The sequence below is a fragment of the Nocardia sp. NPDC005366 genome, from assembly GCF_040606855.1.
In the GTDB taxonomy this organism is placed as follows: Bacteria; Actinomycetota; Actinomycetes; order Mycobacteriales; family Mycobacteriaceae; genus Nocardia.
On record NZ_JBEXFQ010000014.1, the window covers coordinates 126,570 to 143,673 of the forward strand.

Annotated in this window: 15 protein-coding genes; 2 read left to right on the forward strand and 13 right to left on the reverse strand. The window is 66.5% G+C overall.

The genetic code is table 11. The features are described 5' to 3' along the window. Positions 1-15 precede the first annotated feature (15 nt). The 9 genes from ABZS43_RS18160 to ABZS43_RS18200 form a co-directional block, all read right to left on the reverse strand. Entirely contained in the window at positions 16-1,296 is a 1,281-nt protein-coding gene (locus tag ABZS43_RS18160) for an acyltransferase (RefSeq protein ID WP_355037056.1), read from the reverse strand. Next, the gene (locus ABZS43_RS18165; RefSeq protein ID WP_355037057.1) at positions 1,293-2,219 is read right to left on the reverse strand and encodes an SGNH/GDSL hydrolase family protein; all 927 of its coding nucleotides are present in this window, start codon (positions 2,217-2,219) and stop codon (positions 1,293-1,295) included. The genes ABZS43_RS18160 and ABZS43_RS18165 overlap by 4 nt, the downstream gene beginning before the upstream one ends. A 15-nt stretch (positions 2,220-2,234) precedes the next feature. Further along, positions 2,235-2,621, reverse strand: a complete 387-nt coding sequence (locus ABZS43_RS18170; RefSeq protein WP_355037058.1) for a hypothetical protein — start codon at positions 2,619-2,621, stop codon at positions 2,235-2,237. A gap of 345 nt (positions 2,622-2,966) precedes the next feature. Further along, positions 2,967-3,578, reverse strand: coding sequence for a recombinase family protein (locus ABZS43_RS18175; RefSeq protein ID WP_355037059.1), 612 nt, complete (start codon positions 3,576-3,578; stop codon positions 2,967-2,969). A 208-nt stretch (positions 3,579-3,786) separates the two neighbouring features. Beyond that, the gene (locus ABZS43_RS18180) at positions 3,787-4,782 is read right to left on the reverse strand and encodes a sigma-70 family RNA polymerase sigma factor (RefSeq protein WP_355037060.1); all 996 of its coding nucleotides are present in this window, start codon (positions 4,780-4,782) and stop codon (positions 3,787-3,789) included. A gap of 16 nt (positions 4,783-4,798) precedes the next feature. Next, positions 4,799-5,140 (reverse strand): EthD family reductase, encoded by a 342-nt coding sequence (locus ABZS43_RS18185; RefSeq protein WP_355037061.1) that lies wholly within the window; start codon positions 5,138-5,140, stop codon positions 4,799-4,801. Between the two features lie 156 nt (positions 5,141-5,296). Continuing rightward, positions 5,297-5,635, reverse strand: coding sequence for a hypothetical protein (locus ABZS43_RS18190; protein ID WP_355037062.1), 339 nt, complete (start codon positions 5,633-5,635; stop codon positions 5,297-5,299). Between the two features lie 150 nt (positions 5,636-5,785). Further along, the gene (locus ABZS43_RS18195; RefSeq protein ID WP_355037063.1) at positions 5,786-6,778 is read right to left on the reverse strand and encodes a zinc-binding dehydrogenase; all 993 of its coding nucleotides are present in this window, start codon (positions 6,776-6,778) and stop codon (positions 5,786-5,788) included. A gap of 119 nt (positions 6,779-6,897) precedes the next feature. Next, positions 6,898-9,834, reverse strand: a complete 2,937-nt coding sequence (locus tag ABZS43_RS18200) for a Tn3 family transposase (RefSeq protein WP_355037064.1) — start codon at positions 9,832-9,834, stop codon at positions 6,898-6,900. A 212-nt stretch (positions 9,835-10,046) separates the two neighbouring features. Here ABZS43_RS18200 and ABZS43_RS18205 point away from each other — a divergent pair, with 212 nt between their 5' ends. Next, complete coding sequence (locus tag ABZS43_RS18205; protein WP_355037065.1) at positions 10,047-10,253, forward strand: helix-turn-helix domain-containing protein; 207 nt, start codon at positions 10,047-10,049, stop codon at positions 10,251-10,253. 90 nt (positions 10,254-10,343) lie between these two features. Here the strand turns inward: ABZS43_RS18205 and ABZS43_RS18210 are convergent, their stop codons facing one another. Then, positions 10,344-11,174: an alpha/beta hydrolase gene (locus ABZS43_RS18210; RefSeq protein WP_355037066.1), complete on the reverse strand. Its 831-nt coding sequence runs from the start codon at positions 11,172-11,174 to the stop codon at positions 10,344-10,346. Between the two features lie 14 nt (positions 11,175-11,188). Between ABZS43_RS18210 and ABZS43_RS18215 the strand changes: the two genes are divergently transcribed. Then, positions 11,189-11,779 carry a helix-turn-helix domain-containing protein gene (locus ABZS43_RS18215; protein WP_355037067.1) on the forward strand — a complete coding sequence of 197 codons (591 nt, stop codon included), beginning with the start codon at positions 11,189-11,191 and terminating at the stop codon, positions 11,777-11,779. 91 nt (positions 11,780-11,870) lie between these two features. On the opposite strand, the gene nuoN is transcribed toward ABZS43_RS18215, so the two are convergent. The 3 genes from nuoN to nuoL all read right to left on the reverse strand — a co-directional run bounded on the left by nuoN (position 11,871) and on the right by nuoL (position 17,103). Continuing rightward, the gene (gene nuoN / locus ABZS43_RS18220) at positions 11,871-13,496 is read right to left on the reverse strand and encodes an NADH-quinone oxidoreductase subunit NuoN (RefSeq protein ID WP_355037068.1); all 1,626 of its coding nucleotides are present in this window, start codon (positions 13,494-13,496) and stop codon (positions 11,871-11,873) included. Between the two features lie 77 nt (positions 13,497-13,573). Then, complete coding sequence (locus ABZS43_RS18225) at positions 13,574-15,220, reverse strand: NADH-quinone oxidoreductase subunit M (RefSeq protein WP_355037069.1); 1,647 nt, start codon at positions 15,218-15,220, stop codon at positions 13,574-13,576. Next, on the reverse strand, positions 15,217-17,103 hold the full coding sequence (gene nuoL / locus ABZS43_RS18230; RefSeq protein ID WP_355037070.1) for an NADH-quinone oxidoreductase subunit L: 1,887 nt from the start codon (positions 17,101-17,103) through the stop codon (positions 15,217-15,219). The genes ABZS43_RS18225 and nuoL overlap by 4 nt, the downstream gene beginning before the upstream one ends. Position 17,104: the final 1 nt, after the last annotated feature.

Genomic DNA, 17,104 nt, shown 5'->3' on the forward strand with positions numbered 1-17,104 from the left:
GCAATGGCCGGGGAGTCACGGTGATGGCGTCGCCGTAGGCCGGACCTGCGTAGGCTGGACTTGCGCGGGCGGGGCCGAGCGCCCGGCGAACCGGTTCATCACCGGCACGTCGACCCAGTGGTAGAGCGCCGCCGCGGCCGCGGTCGCCAATATCAGTACGAGCAGGGCGAATCCCGTCCAGCCGAGGATGCCGAAATGCCTACCGCCGATGAGGAATCGGGTGACGAGCACCATCACCGGAAACTGGATCAGATAGAACGCGTAGGAGATGTTGCCCAGCCACACCATACGCGGATGCGCGTTCAGCCCGCCGATGCCGTGTAGGTCCCGGGCCGCGAGCGTGGCCACCACCGCCGCCATGGGCGCGATCAGCAGGGCCGACATCTTGAAATCGACCGGCACCACCCAGGTCGCGGCATAGGCGAGCACCAGGGCCAACATCGGTGGCGCGAGACGGGTATTGCGCCACCGCCCTTCGAGTACCATCCGGGCGGTCAGCACACCCAGGTAGAACTCCGGCAACCGCGACAGCGGAAAGGTGTATCCCAGCCAATATGACTGTGCCACCGGAATATTCGGCTGCGCGAACCATGCCTGGGAGGCGTGTAGCTCGAAATACGGTGAGTTGTCGCCGGGAACCAGCCGAGGCGCGAAGGCATTCGCGATACCTTTCGGGCCCGGCACCCACAGGTAGTAGGCCGCGTGCAACGCCAGTACGGCCACCACCAGCACCGCGGCCGCGAGCAGCAGCCGCCGCGTCGGGATGCGCCGCACCACTGGCAGCAGCAGCGGAAAGCTCAGGTAGAACAACAGTTCCGAGGCCAGCGACCAGGACGGCACGTTGAGCCCGCCGACAGTGCTCCATTTCGGCACCCAGGCGTGTATGAGCAGCAGATTCGGCAGCCACACCACGAGCCGGTGCAGCGGCACTCCGGCCACGAGCACGAACGCGGCCGCCGCCACCAGATGCGTCGGATAGATCTTCAATATCCGCCGTCGATAGAACAGCCGCACCGGCATGCCCGGCCGGAACGACCAGTAGATGATGAAGCCCGACAGGACGAAGAAGAACGTGACCCCCGCGGCACCGAGCTGCATCGGTATCCACTGATGGATTCGCCGGAACAGTTCGGACTTCTGGAACGGGTACACCGGCAGGAATACCAAGGCGTGCAAAACGAATACCGCGAATGCCGCCCACCAGCGCGCGCCGGTCAGCGACGGCAACGCGGGACGCCGCTGATCGGGGGCGCTGGTCGCCACCGGCGCGGGCAGTACCTCCAGTGGGCGGGTCACCGAACGTATCTGTCGTGCAAGGCATTCGCGACGACCGCGTCACCACGTGCGGACGGGTGCAGCGGCAACCCGGCGATATCGGTATGCGGATCGAACACCCCGTTGATCCACGGCTCGGCGGAGCACAGTCCGTGTCCGGTGGTCAACGCACGGGTGTCGAAGAAGTCCAGTCCCAGCAGTTGGGCGGCCTCGCGCTGGGCTCGGTCCATACGGTCGAAGTACTCCACGATGGCGCGCCCCCGCGGCTGGATGAACGGCGCCACGCCGAGGATGCTGAAGCAGGCTGTGCCCTGCCCCGGCGGCAGGATCTCCGGGTATCCGACGATCACGATGCGCGCGGCGGGCGCGTAGTACCGGATGTATGTCACTGCGGCGCGGATTCTTTCGGCGTACGCGGCACCGGTCACCCCGCGCACGTCGGGGATGCGGCCCTGCTCCACCGCATCCAGATCGCAGCCACGGACCAGGTCGAATACACACTGCTGCATCGCGTACCAGAGCGTCTGGTCGGTGTCGCCCCAATGGTCGTCGAGGCCCAATTGCAGGGTCACCAGCCTGGTCGCCGGGCCGAACGCCCCGTCGTGGTCGGCCTGCAGTGCCTGCATGGCCAGGGTATAGCCGGGACCGCTGTCGATGGATGAGCCCGAACAGGACGGATTGGCCACCTGGTCGGAGCCCCGCGGCCCGATCAGGCGGCCCAGTTGCGCGGGCCACGCCGTGTCGCCGCGCACGCAGACGTCCCCCAAGCTCAGCGGATCCCATCCATTCGCGGTGTACGAATCTCCCAGGACCACGACCTTTTTGCCCTCGGGCGCTGAATCCGCGTGCGCTGCGGTGACTCCCGCCGCCGCGGCGGCGATCGCGAGGGCGGCCGCGCACGCCCCGCGCAGTCCTTTGCCGATACCGTCGGCTGCCGATCGCATGGCGACTCCTGTTTCTCAGTAGCCCGCGCGTGGCTCGAAGCCGGGCGCGTCCAATGTCGGCGGCGCAGGCTTCGGTTGCTCGGCAGGCTTCGGGGCGACCGGTTGCGGGGCGACCGGTCGCGGGGCGGTCGCTTCGGCTGCGGGTGCCGGCGCGGGTGCCGAAGCGGTGGGCTCCGGGTCGGGTACGGTCACCTCGGCCGGGGCCGGCGCGGCACTGCTCACCGGCGCGGGTGCCGCGGCCGGTGCCGGGGTCGTCGGCGCGGGGGCAACAGTGCTGCTGCCGGGGCTATGCTGCTGGTCCGTGGTGTTGTCGCCGCAGGCCGCAGCACCTAGTAGGCACACTCCGGCGACCAGCGCACCCGCCGCCCGGAGAAGGAAGATACTCGAGGTGCGAATCTTCATGGAACCTCTCGAATCATAAACTGAAACAGTGTTACTTCATTTTCGCGGACTCTAGCATGGCGTTGGTCACACTCGGCAACAGTCTCGAAATTGAGGTGCCGTCGGGCATCACTCCGCGAGCCTGACGCGGACCGCCCGCGCCAGGCAGACAGCCCGCGATGGATAGGTGCCGCGATGAACGTTCTGAGTCGTCGTCGGATCGCGGGTCAGGGGCGGGCAGCGGTGTGCTGCTTAGTGCTGCCGTAGAGCACGTCTCTGAGTCCTTGCTGGCGCCTGTCCAGGGGTGCCGTTAACGATCGTGTCACCCGGTACATGAAGCCATGTTCGGCCGGGTAGCCGCCGCGATCACTGTTCTTGTTCGGCCGCTGGCGTGAGGTAGCGGTGCAGTGAGGTCTTCGGGATGCCGGTCTTGCTCGTGATCTCGCCGAGGCTGTTTCCTTGTTCGCGGAGCAGTCGGGCGTAGTCGATTTTGTCGTCGGGCCAGGCGGTGGGTCGGCCGATGTGGCGGCCTTTGGATTCGGCGACGGCGCGTGCGTGGGCGGCGCGTTCGGCGGTGAAGGTGCGTTCCATCTCCGCGAACAGCGCGAGGAGCAGGAAGGCGATGCGGGCCATGCCTTCGTCGGCGGTGTTGATCGGGATGGGGTCGGCGAGGGTGCGCACGCCGATTTCCTTCTCGCCGAGGTCGTGGACGAGGTTCAGCACTTCGCGCAGGTTTCGGCCGAGTCGGGCGAGGGTGTGGGCGACGACGGTGTCGCCGGGGCGTGCGTATTCGAGCAGTTTGGTCAGGCCGGGCCGGTCGACGGTCGCGCCGGTCTTCTTGTCGACGTAGATCCGTTCGTCGGGCAGTCCGGTGTCGGCGAGGGCGTCGAGCTGGCGTTCGAGGCTCTGCTTGGTGGTTGAGACTCGGGCGTAGCCGAGTTCGAGTCCGCCGGCCGGGTGTGCTGGTGTGCTCGCCATTCCCGAAATGTACCGGAATTCGTCAGCGTACGGGTCTTCCGGAACGCTTTCGGTGGAACGAGTTCCGGAACGGATGCCGTTCCGGTTCGCCCAGGTCGCCAACCGCCATTCTCGACTTGGTCCGCGCGGAGTCGTGTTGTTCCACTTCCTTGGAAGTGGAACAACACGCAGTCGCGGCCGTCGCCGCCAAGGGCTGAGTATCGGCGGGTCAGTGCGTGAGCGCGTCCGGGAAGCCGAACGTTGCGACCAGTGCCGGATCGTGGAACTTGATCACACGGGAGACGCCGGTGGCGGTGGCTGCCAGGACCACAACTCCGTCGGCTCGCAGCGTGCCGTCCGCGTCTCGGTGGTACACGACGGCGGCCGGTTGTCCGTTGGCGGTGGTCGCGATCATCCGCCAATCGCCGGGCGTGCCCAGCACGTACGCGTCGAGTATGTGGATACACATCGCCCGGCCCGACTGCCAGTCGCCGAACGGCGTCGCCTCCAGGGTGGCGTCGACGCGCAGCACTTGTTCGAGCAGGCTCGCGTCGGAGCGCTCGAATGCCGCGATATAGCCGTCGAGCAGCGCCCGCGCCCGCTGGTCGGCCGGCTCGAGCAGTTTCTCCGGCTCGGGCTCCAACTCGTCCAGCCGGGCGCGGGCCCGCTGCAGGCTGCTCTTGACCGCCGCGGTGGTGGTGTCGAGGATCTCCGCGGTCTCGGCTGCCGAGAACGCCAGCACTTCACGCAGGATGAGGATCGCTCGCTGGCGGGCAGGCAGATGTTGCAGGCTCGCGATGAGCGCCAGCCGCAGCGATTCGCGTTCGACCACCACCGCGGCCGGATCGCCATCGAGTGGGGCGATCTGTGCGTCCGCAAGCGGCTCCAGCCACGAGACCTGCTCCGGTGCAACGGGACTCGGCGCACGATCGGGTCCGTCGTACGGGCTGGCCAGACCTGACGGCAACACCCGAATGCGACGCCGCTCCAACGCCTTCAGACAGACGTTGGTGGCGATCGTGTAGAGCCAGGACCGAATCGACGCCCGGCCTTCGAATCCGGAGTAGGACCGCCACGCCCGCAGATAGGTCTCTTGCACCAAGTCCTCGGCGTCGTGCGCCGAGCCGACCATCCGGTAGCAGTGCGCCAGCAGCTCCCGGCGGAACCGTTCGGTCTCGACGGTGAACTGGTCTCGATCCGGTGCCGCCCGCAGATGCGATGTCACGCCGTCAGCCTAGCGATCAGACTTCGTCGAGCTGTAGAATCATGCCGCGGAAGCTCGTGTAGCGGGCCAGGTTCGCTGCGGCGTCCTCGGCGGTGCGCCGGCCGATGTCGGATCCGAGCGCGGCTTCCAAGGCAGCTGTATCGTCCCAGTCCAGCATCACGACCATGTAGCATGGCTCACCGATCACGGCTGCCGGCTCGTGACTGCGCGTGTAGCGACGCAGGCCCGGATACTGCTTCGCCAACGGGATGTGGATATCGGTGTAGTGACGTTCGAACGCGTCGATGTCGGTGGGAGTGTCATACATTACGACGAATCGCGCCTTCTGTTTACTGGCCGGTTCACGGGTTGCGGTCATCGGTTTTCAACTCCTGTCATGGGCATTTCCGGTGCGGGGTCACCCGACTCGGTATTGGAGGATGGGCTGGAACGTGGCAGCGTTGTCGACCGCTGCGCGTTTATGACGGGCCGAACGTTGGCGCGGACAGGCATCGAATACGGATTGGGCATCGTCCTATGGCCTTTCCTGCTTCGCCGGCCGCGCCGGGCAGCGGGGGTTTCGGTGGTAGGAACCGACCAGGACCGCACGCGTTGCCGTGACGGGTCCCACGAGGCGGCCTCCGATTCCGTCGTGGAGGGCGCGGAAGGCGGGCGATTGCGCGAACGGGTCTGTCGTGCCGTCGAAGGCGGCCACGTGCAGAAAACCGATACCGTCTTCGAGACGGAGCACATGGAAATGCAGTCCACCGGGATCTAGGAGGGCGAGTTCGGCACATGCCTGCTCGGCGAGCCACTGGTTGCGATCCGCGAGGTCCGCCCGAGTCCGGTATTGCACGACAACGGCACCGGTCATCGTGATCACCTCCAAGCCGACCCGGCAGGTCCGTCCCGCAGTCGGCAGCAGTCGTCGTGTTCGGCGAACGTGCCGCTACGGTGGCCCAGCTGTGCTGCGTATCTGGTGACCGAGCCGACACGATCTCCACCGGCATGAGATTCGGGGTTTTCAGGGCAGCAGGGCCAGCTTGCCGACGGTGGCCCTGGTCTCCAGTTCCGCCAACGCTTTCGGTCCGTCGGCCAAGTCGTAGCCGGTGGGCTGGACGGGGGCGAGCACACCGGCGGCGATCAGCGTGGACAGCTCGCCAATGACCTCGCCGAAGATCTGTGGTGCGGCCTGGATCAGCACGCCGATGTTGAGACCGATGAGGTGGACCTGATGCTTGTATACCAGATCCCAGTTGGTGATCGCGGCTTCACCGCCCGCCAGGCCGTAGACGACGACCCGACCGGTGACCCGTTTGGCGGCGGCCAGACTGGCCTCGAAGGTGGCGCCACCTGCCGATTCCAGCACCACATCGACGCCGGCTCCACCTGTCAACTGCAACACCTCGGCGGCGAGATCGTCGCGGCGGGAGTCCACAACGTGGTCGGCGCCCAGAGCCAGCACGGTCTCGTGCTTGGCCGGCGAGGCGGTGGCGACGATCGTCGCTCCATAGTGCTTGGCGATGGCGACCGCGGCCTGGCCGGTCGCGCCCGCCGCGGCGTGGATCAGCACGGTCTGCCCGGCGGTGATGCCGCCCAGAGGCTTGAGTGCGGCCAGCGCGGTGGGCCAGTTGACCATCAGCCCCAGCGCCTGCTGCTCGGTCCAGCCAGGTGGCACCGGCACCGCCGCGGCCGCGGGCAGTACCATGTACTCGGCGAAAGCGCCGTCTCCGACGCCGACGACACAAGTCCCTGGCTGTGGGCTGGTCACGGCCTCGCCCACCGCAACGACCTCGCCGGCGGCCTCGAAACCTGCCACAAATGGTGGCTGCGGGCCACCTGACGACGTGCCGTGGGCCTGCATCACGTCGCGGAAATTGACACCGGCTGCGGCGACGCGGATAAGAACCTGGCCCGGCCCGGGGCTTGGCACCGACGCGTCGGTGATCAGGCGCATGTCTTGCGGGCCGTTGAGGGAGGTCTGCTGCAGCACGCGCATGGTCGCGGGGATGCTCATCGGTGATCAGCCTTTCTTTCTCGGCGTACATGATCGAGACCGGCCTGTCACGCGGGCCGCGTCTCTACCATGTAGACCCCGGCCGCCGTAGAAAGGAATCGGCCGCTGCCGAATCTCGTTCAGCTTCCGCTGAGGGTGAGCCGGCTGGTCATGTTGAGCTTGACCTCGCCGTAGGGCAGGACGTGTTCCCAGAACAGCGGTGTCACCCCGCGTTTGTCGGCGGCGGTGACGAGGACCTCGCCGGTGTCGGGGTCGTCCATCAGGTCCTGGATCATCAGGGTGTTGATATAGACGAGGGATGCTTGGACGATCCGCAGGCATTGCACGCTCAGTTCCTGCTCGTCGGCCCGGTTGGATGACAGTTCGCCGGTCTTGCCGTAGTAGATGACGCTGTTGGCCCGGTTCCAGGACTCGATGACGTTGAGCCCTTCCTCGATCTCGCGCTGCAATTCCCGACTGCGCAGGTACCGGCACAGAAAGATCGTCTTCTGCGCTCTGCCGAGTTCGATCATCGCCTGATAGGTCGGGTGGGCGGTGTTGGCCTTCATGAACCGGCGCAGGATCGCCTCCGTCGAGGCGGTGCCGGTGCGGATCGCGGTCGCGTACTTCATCATCTGGTCGTACTGCTGCGCGATCAACTCCCACCTGATAGGGCGTGTCATCGCCGGTGCGAGATCTGGCCACAGTCCGGGCTCGCCGGCCGCGGGCCGGTACAGCTTGCACTTGTTGATTCGTTTGATCCTGGGGAGTAGGTCGAAGCCGAGCAGTTTCGTGATTCCGAACCCGATTTCGGACTGGCCATGTGTGTCCACATAGTTGGCTTCGACCTTCATCTCGGTGCCGTGGCGGACCGCGCCTTCGACCATCGCGTGAACTTCGCTGGCCGAGCAGTTGATCCGCTGGGAGTGGATCACCACCGAACCCTTCTCCACGCTCCAGTAGATCAGCACGCCGCGCCCGCCGTAGCGGGAGTGCCACTCGGTGAAGATGTTCTGGTCCCACGACCGGAAATGCGTCGAATCGCTGGCCACGGCCGTGGAACCCTCGCCCCACACGCTGGCCCGCCGAACCCGGAACGTCGCGTTGGCGATCTCGATCGCGACCTGGTGCGCGGCCTCGGGCGTCAGATACCGGCGCCGCACGTAACGGATGTCCTCCTCGCTGTGGCCGTGATCGCCGCCGGCGACCGACCGAATGCCGGTGTTGGTGCCATAGGCGTACAGGCCCAACAGGAGCCGTTCGGCGAGAACGTCCTCAGCCATGACGCCCCGGTCCGCGACCGAGGTGACCGACTTCAGGCACCCAGTGCGCAACACGGTCTCCTTGACGATGTCGATCAACGGCACCTGCCCCCACCTGGTGCGGATCGCTCTTTTCATCTTGCGCAGGTTCGTCGGCTCGGGCTGCTTGGGCACCGGCGTCAGCTTGATCGCGCCAGATTTTCGTTCCTTGATCTCCAACCAGTCGCATTTCGGCAACGCGGTGTGCAGGGCGTCGAGTTCGGCGCGCATCTCGGCCTGCATCGCGACGATGAACTCCGACCCGTCCAACGGCTTGCGAAGCGCCTGGTAATGCTCGACGCGGCGTTCCTCGAAGTCGATGGGCAGATCCTCGGCCGGGTTGCGCCACTTGTCCGCGCCGAGGACCCATATCTCCTTGCACCGCAACTGATCCCGCAACGCCTGGAACGTGGTGACCTCGTACACCATGCGCACCACACGGGTCTTGCGGTGCTTGTCGGTCTGATACACCAGCTCCCGCCAGTCCCCGCTCACCCCGCGATGAGCCGGGACCGTCTCCTCCACCGGGTAGTAGCGCAGAGCACCCGCAGCGTGGCGGCCGATCAGCTCCAGCGCGTCGAGCACCGGACGGTGGGCGGTGTTGTTGGAACGGAACTCCAACACCGACAGCAGCTTGATCAGCCCGGCCCGGTAGTGGTTGGTGTAGGAGCCTTTCAGCGTCGCTTTCACCGTTCGCTGGTACATCGGCCCAGAGGTCTTGAATTCGGCCACCAGGTCGCGCAGCACCTGCTGCGGTGCGACGGGGAACAATGTGTCACGCATTAGCTTGTCACCGGCCTCGACCGTGGCCTCAGCGACGCGGAACAGCAGGTTCTCCTTGCCGGTGACCTTCTTGAACTCCTTGATCAGCTGGTTGGTCACCCGAACCTCAGCGCGGGCGTTGATGCGATGCACCGTCGCAATCAACAACTCCACCAGCGTGTCAGTCAGCTCCCGCCGACGGCAATGCAGCAACGCCGCCAACAGCGTCAACACGACTTCCGGGGCATGCCGGCGCAGGTGGCTCGGCGACTCCACCGACGCCCGGCCACGCCAAGCCGCGACGATCTTCGGTAAGACGCCGGCGAACACGTCAACGGGCAGCCCGACCGCCCGCACCGCCTCCAACTTCGCTATCTCCGACCGCATCGTGTTCAAACTGACCGTGCCCGGATCAGAGCGAATCGCGGCGAACATCGCCGAACCATCTTCTTCGGCCTCCACGTCACCGATCAACGCGAACATCCGATCAGCCACCTCGCCGGTCAGCCGGGAGGAGACCCGCTCGAACAGCAGCTGCTCGCCGAGACTCAACGCCGAGCGCACGATCCGGTCCACCCGGCCACCGGTCGGCGGCTCGATCTTCTGCTCCCGGCATCGGGCCAACACATGGTCACGGACCACATCGACACCCCGCTGAGCCTGCGTGATGTTGTCCACCAGCCACCCGGTCAAAGCCTCGGCGTCGGCGACGCTGCACGCACGAAATCCCAGCGCCTGGCGGATCTGAGCTCGGTGAGCCTTGCTCGTGCGTCCGGTGAAGTCGTAGAACGCGATCTCGGTCCGGTCGACTCTGATCTGCCGGGCCACGTACTCGACCGCGTCGTCGTGGATCTCCGACCGGCCACGCGGGAACCGGCCGTTCTCGGTGTAGAACCGCAGCATCAGCGCAAACCCGATTTTCGCTGCACCCCGCTTGGCGGCAACCAACTCCGGCTCCTTGCCGATCAGCGTCCACCGGTCGATCAGCTCATCCTGGTCGAGCTCCCTCTTCACGCGCGAAAACTACACCGCGCCAACCTCCCCCGACCGGGTTTCAGGAGCGTTCATGTACCGGATGACACGATCGTTAACGGCACCCCGTCCAACCAGGCAAGTGGTCTTTCGGCTCGGCGAGAAGTGGACCCTGTTGGTCTTGTACGCCCTCGACACCGGGCCTCACCGGTTTCGTGAGCTGCAAACGCGCCGTCGAAGGAATCAGCCAGCGGATGCTCACTCAGACCCTGCGGAACCTCGAGCGAGACGGGCTGGTCCGGCGGTCCGTGGCGACCACGATGCCGCCCCAGGTGACGTACTCGCTCACGCCACTCGGCGAATCTCTCAGCGAGGCGATCTCGAACATTCGGGTCTGGGCATACAGGCACATCGACGATATCGAGACGGCCCGCGTCTACTACGACAGCGCCTCTGGATGACCAGTCCGCAAGGGGCACCATGTCGAGCTCGGGTGAATGTTGTTGCGGGTCCTGGGCTTTGCCCGGTTTCTCGATAGCTGATCCTGAAAGCTATGCGGTGACCAGTCGGCGAACCGCGGCGGCGACCTGTTCGGGTTGTTCGGCGGGGATGATGTGGTCGGAGACCGCGTCCTCGTATTGCCCGCCGACCTGTTCGGCATATCGACGCTGGTATTCGCGCATGATGTCGAGATTGCGGGCCTGGTAGCGGGCGGCGTGGGTCGCGGAGATGACGATGACGCCGGATTTCGGCGGTTGCGGTGGGCGGTGTCGGAATTCGGCGATCGCCGCCGAGACGGCCGCTATTTCATGCCGGGTCGCAGCGAGGCCGGCCGGGGTGAAGTCCTCGGCCAGCATGGTCGCGTAACTGTCGGCGGGGAACTTGCGCCCGTAGGAGCCGGTCAGTAACCGCATAAGCGGCGGGCAGCGGCTCAGCGCCTGCTGCGCGGCGAGGATGCGGTCGGTCTTCTTCGCTGTCGGTGCCCAATCGTCGTAGCTCGGAGCGGCTTCCGGTGTCGGGTCGATGAGGACGAGCCCGGCCGGCGACAGCGTTTCCGCGGCGCGGCGCGTGATCAGCCCACCCATGCTGTGGCCCACCAGGATCACCCGGCCCGGTGCGAGTGTCTCGACCAACGCCACCAGGGTGGCCGCCATGTCATCGATGGTCTGCGGTTCGGCGGCGCTGCCACTGCGGCCGCGACCGGCCCGGTCGTAGGCGACAGTGTGCGCGACGTCCGCCAACAACGGCACGACCCGATCCCAGAGTGTCCGCCCGGCGCCCGCGCCGGATTCGAACACCACCCAGGCGTCCCCGGCGCCGGACTCTTCGAAGTAGATCTCGGTGCCGTTCACCATCAGTCGGCGCCCCGGAACATTCCGCATCGCAGGTACCTCTCGTGCAATCCCAATTTTGGGAACGGTACCAGAAATGGGATAGTTACGGTATGGGCCCCACCGAGTTGCTGCTCCACCCGGTGCGATTACGCATCATCCACGCGCTGTCGGGCGGCCGGTCACGCACCGCCGGCGAGTTGTGCGACCGCATGCCCGACGTGCCCCGGACCAGCGTCTACCGGCACCTCGGCCTACTCACGGAGGGGGGCATGCTCGAAATCGGTGACGAGCGACGAGTGCGCGGCGCGGTGGAACGCTCCTACCGGTTGCGGCCCGACCGCCCGACCATCTCCTCCGACGCGAGCGGCGAGATGACCACGGACGACCACCGCCAAGGGTTCGCGGCCGCCATGGCCGTCCTGATCGCCGAGTTCAACGCCTACCTCGATCGCTCGGACGCCGACCCCGCCGCAGACTCGGTCGGTTACCGCCAAGCCACCCTCTGGCTCAGCCCCGACGAACTCGACACCATGCTCACCGGCTTCCGCGACATCGTCACACCCCTCGCCACGAACAAACCCGGGCCGCGCCGCAGACCGTACTTGATCAGCCCGATCCTCTTCCCGAGCGAGGAACCACCATCGCCGAGCTGACAGCGCTTCCACACGTGCACCGCACCCGCCGCCGGCATTCGACACGGTCCGGCCGCGAGAGTATTCGCTCTCGCGGCCGGGGGGGCGGTGCTCAGCGGGTGAAGGTCGACGCTCGTTCGGCAAGATCGAGCAGGGGTTGGGGCAGGATGCCGAGGACCAGCGTGGCGGCGGAGGTGCCCGCGACCACGATGGAGGTCAGCACCGGTGTGATGACCCGGGGGGCGTCGGCGGGTGGATCGGTGAAGAACATCAGGACGATCACGCGGATGTAGAAGAAGGCGGCGATCGCGCTGCAGATGACGCCGACAATCACCAGGTAGATCGCGTCAGCGCCGGCCGCCGCGCCGAACACCGCGAACTTGGCGACGAAACCGCTGGTGAGGGGCAGACCGGCGAACGAGAGCAGGAACAGGGCGAACAGGGAGGCGAGCAGCGGACTGGTGCGGCCGAGACCCGCCCATTGCGACAGACCGGTGGCCTCACCGCCGTCGACGCCACGGACGAGGGAGACCGCGGCGAATGCGCCGATCGTGCTGAGCCCGTAGGCGACCAGATAGAACAGCACCGCGGCGACACTCGCGTCGTCGGCCGCGGACAGCCCGGTGAGGATGAAACCCGCGTGGGCGACCGACGAATACGCGAGCATGCGTTTGATATCGGTTTGGGTGATCGCCATGACCGCGCCCGCCACCATGGTGGCGATGGCGACGGCGGCGAGTATCGGACGCCAGTCGTCGCGCAGTCCCGGCACCGCCACCTGCAGCACGCGCAGGAGCGCACCGACTGCCGCGATCTTGGTGGCGGCGGCCATGAATGCGGTGATCGGTGTCGGCGCACCCTGGTACACATCGGGGACCCACGACTGGAAGGGCACCGCGCCGATCTTGAACAGCAACCCGACGGCCAGCATCGCGGTGCCGAGCAGCGCGAGCATGGCATTCGACGGATTCGCGGTGATCGCCTCGGCGATACCGTTCAACTCGACGGTGCCGGCCTGGCCGTAGAGCAGGGCCACGCCGTAGAGGAAGAACGCGGAGGAGAAAGCGCCGAGCAGAAAGTATTTCAGCGCCGCTTCCTGCGAGAGCAAACGATTGCGCCGGGCCAGTCCGCACAGCAGATACAGCGGAAGCGAAAGCACCTCGAGGGCGACGAACATCGTCAGCAGATCATTGGAGGCGGGAAACAGCAGCAGACCGCCGATCGCGAGCATGGTCAGCGGGAACACCTCGGTGGTGACGGCCCCGGCGCGGTTCGCCGCCGCTTCGTCGGCGCTGCCCGGCACCGCCGCGGCCTGTGCGGTGAAGGCGTCGACGCCGCGCCCGATGGTCGCGGCGGCCAGACTCCATGTGCCGGGACCCGAACGCGGGGCGGCCGTGCGTTCGGTGCCGCGCTCGGCGATCAACAGCAGACCCAGGATCGACACCACCAGAATCGTGCCCTGTAGCAGCAGTGTCACCCCGTCGATCGCGACCGCCCCCGATACGGCCGTCTCCGAGGTGCCCGCCAACAGGATGACCGCCGCCAGCGCCGTCGCCGTCCCGGCAAGGCCGAGGAGAACCTGCGTGCCGTACCGGTAGCGCCGTGGCGCGAACGCCTCGACGAGCACGCCGATCACGGCCGCGCCGAAGACGATCAGCATGGGGGACAGGGTGCTGTATTCGATACTCGGCGCGGGCACGGTGGCGGCGAGTACGGTTCCGTAGTCCTGGGAAGTCACTTATGCCGTCCTTGTCAGGGAGACCCGGGTCGCGAGGTTGATCAGACCGACCACGAGCAGCAGGAAACGCAACGGCCTCATCGGTGTTCACCTACCTGCTTCTTCGGCGCGCCCGCCACGGGTGCCGTGGGCACGGATGGCACGGGATCGTGTTTGCCGATGGTGGTGAGGGTCTGGCTCACCGCGGGGTTGATGAAGTCCAGCACCGGTTTCGGGTAGACGCCGAGGAAGATCAGCGCGGCGATCAGCGGCGCCACCACGACCATTTCGCGCGGCACCAGATCGTAGAGGTGTTCGTTGCCCTTCTTCACCGGGCCGGTCATCATCCGCTGGTAGAGCCACAGCACATACAGCGCGGCGAGCACAAGGGCGACCGCGGCCACGACCGCCGCCGCCCGGTACCGGGTGAAAGTGCCGATCAGGACCAGGAATTCGCTGACGAACGGAGCCAGACCCGGAAGCGAAAGGGTGGCGAGTCCGGCGATGAAGAAAGTGCCTGCCAGGACCGGGGCCACCTTCTGCACACCGCCGTATTCGGCGATCACCCGGGTTCCCCTGCGCGACACCAGGAATCCGGCGATCAGGAACAGCGCCGCGGTGGAGATGCCGTGGTTGACCATGTAGAGCGTCGCCCCCGACTGTCCCTGACTGGTCATGGCGAAGATGCCGAGGATGATGAATCCGAAATGCGAGATCGAGGTGTAGGCGATCAACCGCATCACGTCGGTCTGCCCGATGGCCAGCAGCGCGCCGTACACGATGCCGATCACGGCCAGGACGATCACCAGTGGCGCATAGGTACTCGCCGCGTCGGGGAACAGCAGCACGCAGTAGCGCAGCATGCCGAAGGTGCCGACCTTGTCGACCACCGCCATCATCAGTACCGCGCTGGACGGGGTGGCGGCCACCGCGGCGTCGGGCAGCCAGGTGTGCAACGGCCACAGCGGCGCTTTCACCGCGAAGGCGAACATGAAGCCGAGGAACAGCGCGTTCAGCACCGCGGGCGCGGCGCCGAGTTGCCCGGAATTCGCCGCGGCGATCACATCCCGCAGATCGAAGGTTCCGCCGCCGCCCGCGCCGAGGCTCTCGCGTGCGGTGAGCGCGTACAACCCGATCACCGCGGCGAGCATGATCAGTCCGCCGAACAGGTTGTACAGCAGGAATTTCACCGCGGCGCGTGATCGTTGCCGCCGCAGCGCCGCCGCACCGGTGCGCGGGCCGAAACCGCCGATGAGGAAGTACATCGGGATCAGCATCGCTTCGAAGAACACGTAGAACAGCAGAATGTCGAGTGAGACGAACGAGATCAGCACCATCGCCTCGACGAGCAGGGTCAATGCCACGTAGATATGCGTGTGTCGGGTCGGGGCCGAATCCGAACCGGACCCGGCGTCGAACTCCCGGTCGTCATGCCAGCCCGCCAGGATCAGCAGCGGTACCAGCGCGGCGGTGAGCAGCACCAGAACCATCGCTATGCCGTCGACGCCGACGGTATAGCCCGCGCCGAAGGCCGGAATCCATTCGTGCGCTTCGACGAATTGGAATTGCTCCCCACCCGGTTCGAAGCGTACGGCCACCACGATGCCGACCACGAGGACCGCGATCGAGAAGCCGAGCGCTACCCAGCGCGCCAGGGCGCGTTGGGCGGCGGGCATCGCCAGCGTCGCCGCCGCACCGATCACTGGCAACACCCACAGCGTCGTCAACCAGGGAAAGTCACTCACCAGAGCCTCACTGCCAACAGGGCGGCGGCGACCAGGGCCGCACCGGTGAACATGGACAGGGCGTAGGACCGCACGAATCCGGTCTGTACCCGGCGGACGCGAGCCGAGATTCCGCCGATCATCGCGGCGGTGCCGTTGACGATGCCGTCGATGCCGCGGCTGTCGAGAAATACCAGCGACCGCGTCAGATACTGTCCCGGACGCATGAAGACACCCTCGTTGATCGCGTCGCCGTAGAGGTCGCGCCGTGCGGCGAGGGTCAACGCGTTCACCGGTTCCGGCGCGGTCTCTGGCACCCGGCGTCTCGCGTACTGGAGGTAGGCGAAGGCCACACCGACCGCGACCACCGCCAGCGCCAGTGTGGTGACCACACCCGCGGGGACCGTCTCCGCACCGTGATGCGCGCCGACGACGGGTTCCAGCCAGTTCTGCAGCGAGGAACCGAGCACGAACAGCAACCCCGATGCCACCGATCCGAAGGCGAGCAGGATCATCGGCCCTGTCATCACGGTCGGGGATTCGTGCGGATGGGTATCAGGTTTCCACCGGCGTTCGCCGAAGAAGGTCAGCAACATCACCCGCGTCATGTAGAACGCGGTGAGGCCCGCGCCGAGCAGGGTGACCGTCCCGAGCGCGAGACCGCCGACGCCGCCCTCGTCGAACGCGGTTTCGATGATCTTGTCCTTGGAGAAGAAACCCGCGAACGGGGGCACTCCGATGATCGCGAGATAGCCGAGTCCGAAGGTGATGTAGGTGATCGGCAGCAGTGTGCGAAGACCGCCGTAGCGGCGCATATCCGTTTCGTCGTTCATCGCGTGCATCACCGAACCCGCGCCGAGGAACAGCCCCGCCTTGAAGAAGCCGTGGGTGAGCAGATGCATGATCGCGAAGGCGTACCCGGCGGGACCGAGTCCGGCGGCCAGCACCATATAGCCGATCTGGCTCATGGTCGAGGCGGCGAGCGCCTTCTTGATGTCGTCCTTGGCGCAGCCGATGATCGCGCCGAAAAGTAGTGTTACCGCGCCGACCAGCACCACGGCGAGCCGGGCGTTCGGCGCCAGGTCGAAGATCGCGTTGGAGCGCGTGATCAGGTACACGCCCGCGGTGACCATGGTGGCCGCGTGGATGAGCGCCGACACGGGGGTCGGGCCTTCCATCGCGTCCCCGAGCCACGACTGCAGCGGCACCTGCGCGGATTTACCGCACGCGGCGAGCAGGAGCAGCAGGCCGATCGCGGTGAGCGTCGCCTCGCTCGCACCGGGCGCCGCGTCGAATACGGGGCCGAATCCGACGGATCCGAAGGTCGCGAACATGACCATCATGGCGATCGCCAGCCCCATGTCACCGACCCGGTTGACCACGAAGGCCTTCTTGGCCGCCGTTGCCGCCGAGGGCTTTTCGCTCCAGAAGCCGATCAGCAGATAGGAGGCGAGGCCGACGCCCTCCCAGCCCAGGTACAGGACCAAGTAGTTGTTGGCCAGCACCAGCAGCAGCATGGCCGCCAGGAACAGGTTGAGGTAGGCGAAGAACCGCTGCCGCGCCGGATCGTCGGCCATGTAGCCGATCGAGTAGATATGGATGAGCGTTCCCACACCGGTGATCAGCAGCGCGAAACAGATGGACAGCTGGTCCAATTGGAGTCCGAAGTCGACCTGCAGCCCCGCCGCGGGCACCCAGCGGAACATATCGAGATGCACCGCGCGGTCGGCGCTGTCGCGGACGAGCATGGCGAAGAACGCCACCGCGGCGACTCCGAACGAGGCAAGCGCGGTCGCGCAGCCGAGCAGATGACCCCATCGGCTGCCGTGGCGCCCGATCAGCAGCAGGACGACCGCCCCTGCCAACGGCAGGGCGGGCAGCAGCCAGAGCGTTGCCGTATCCACG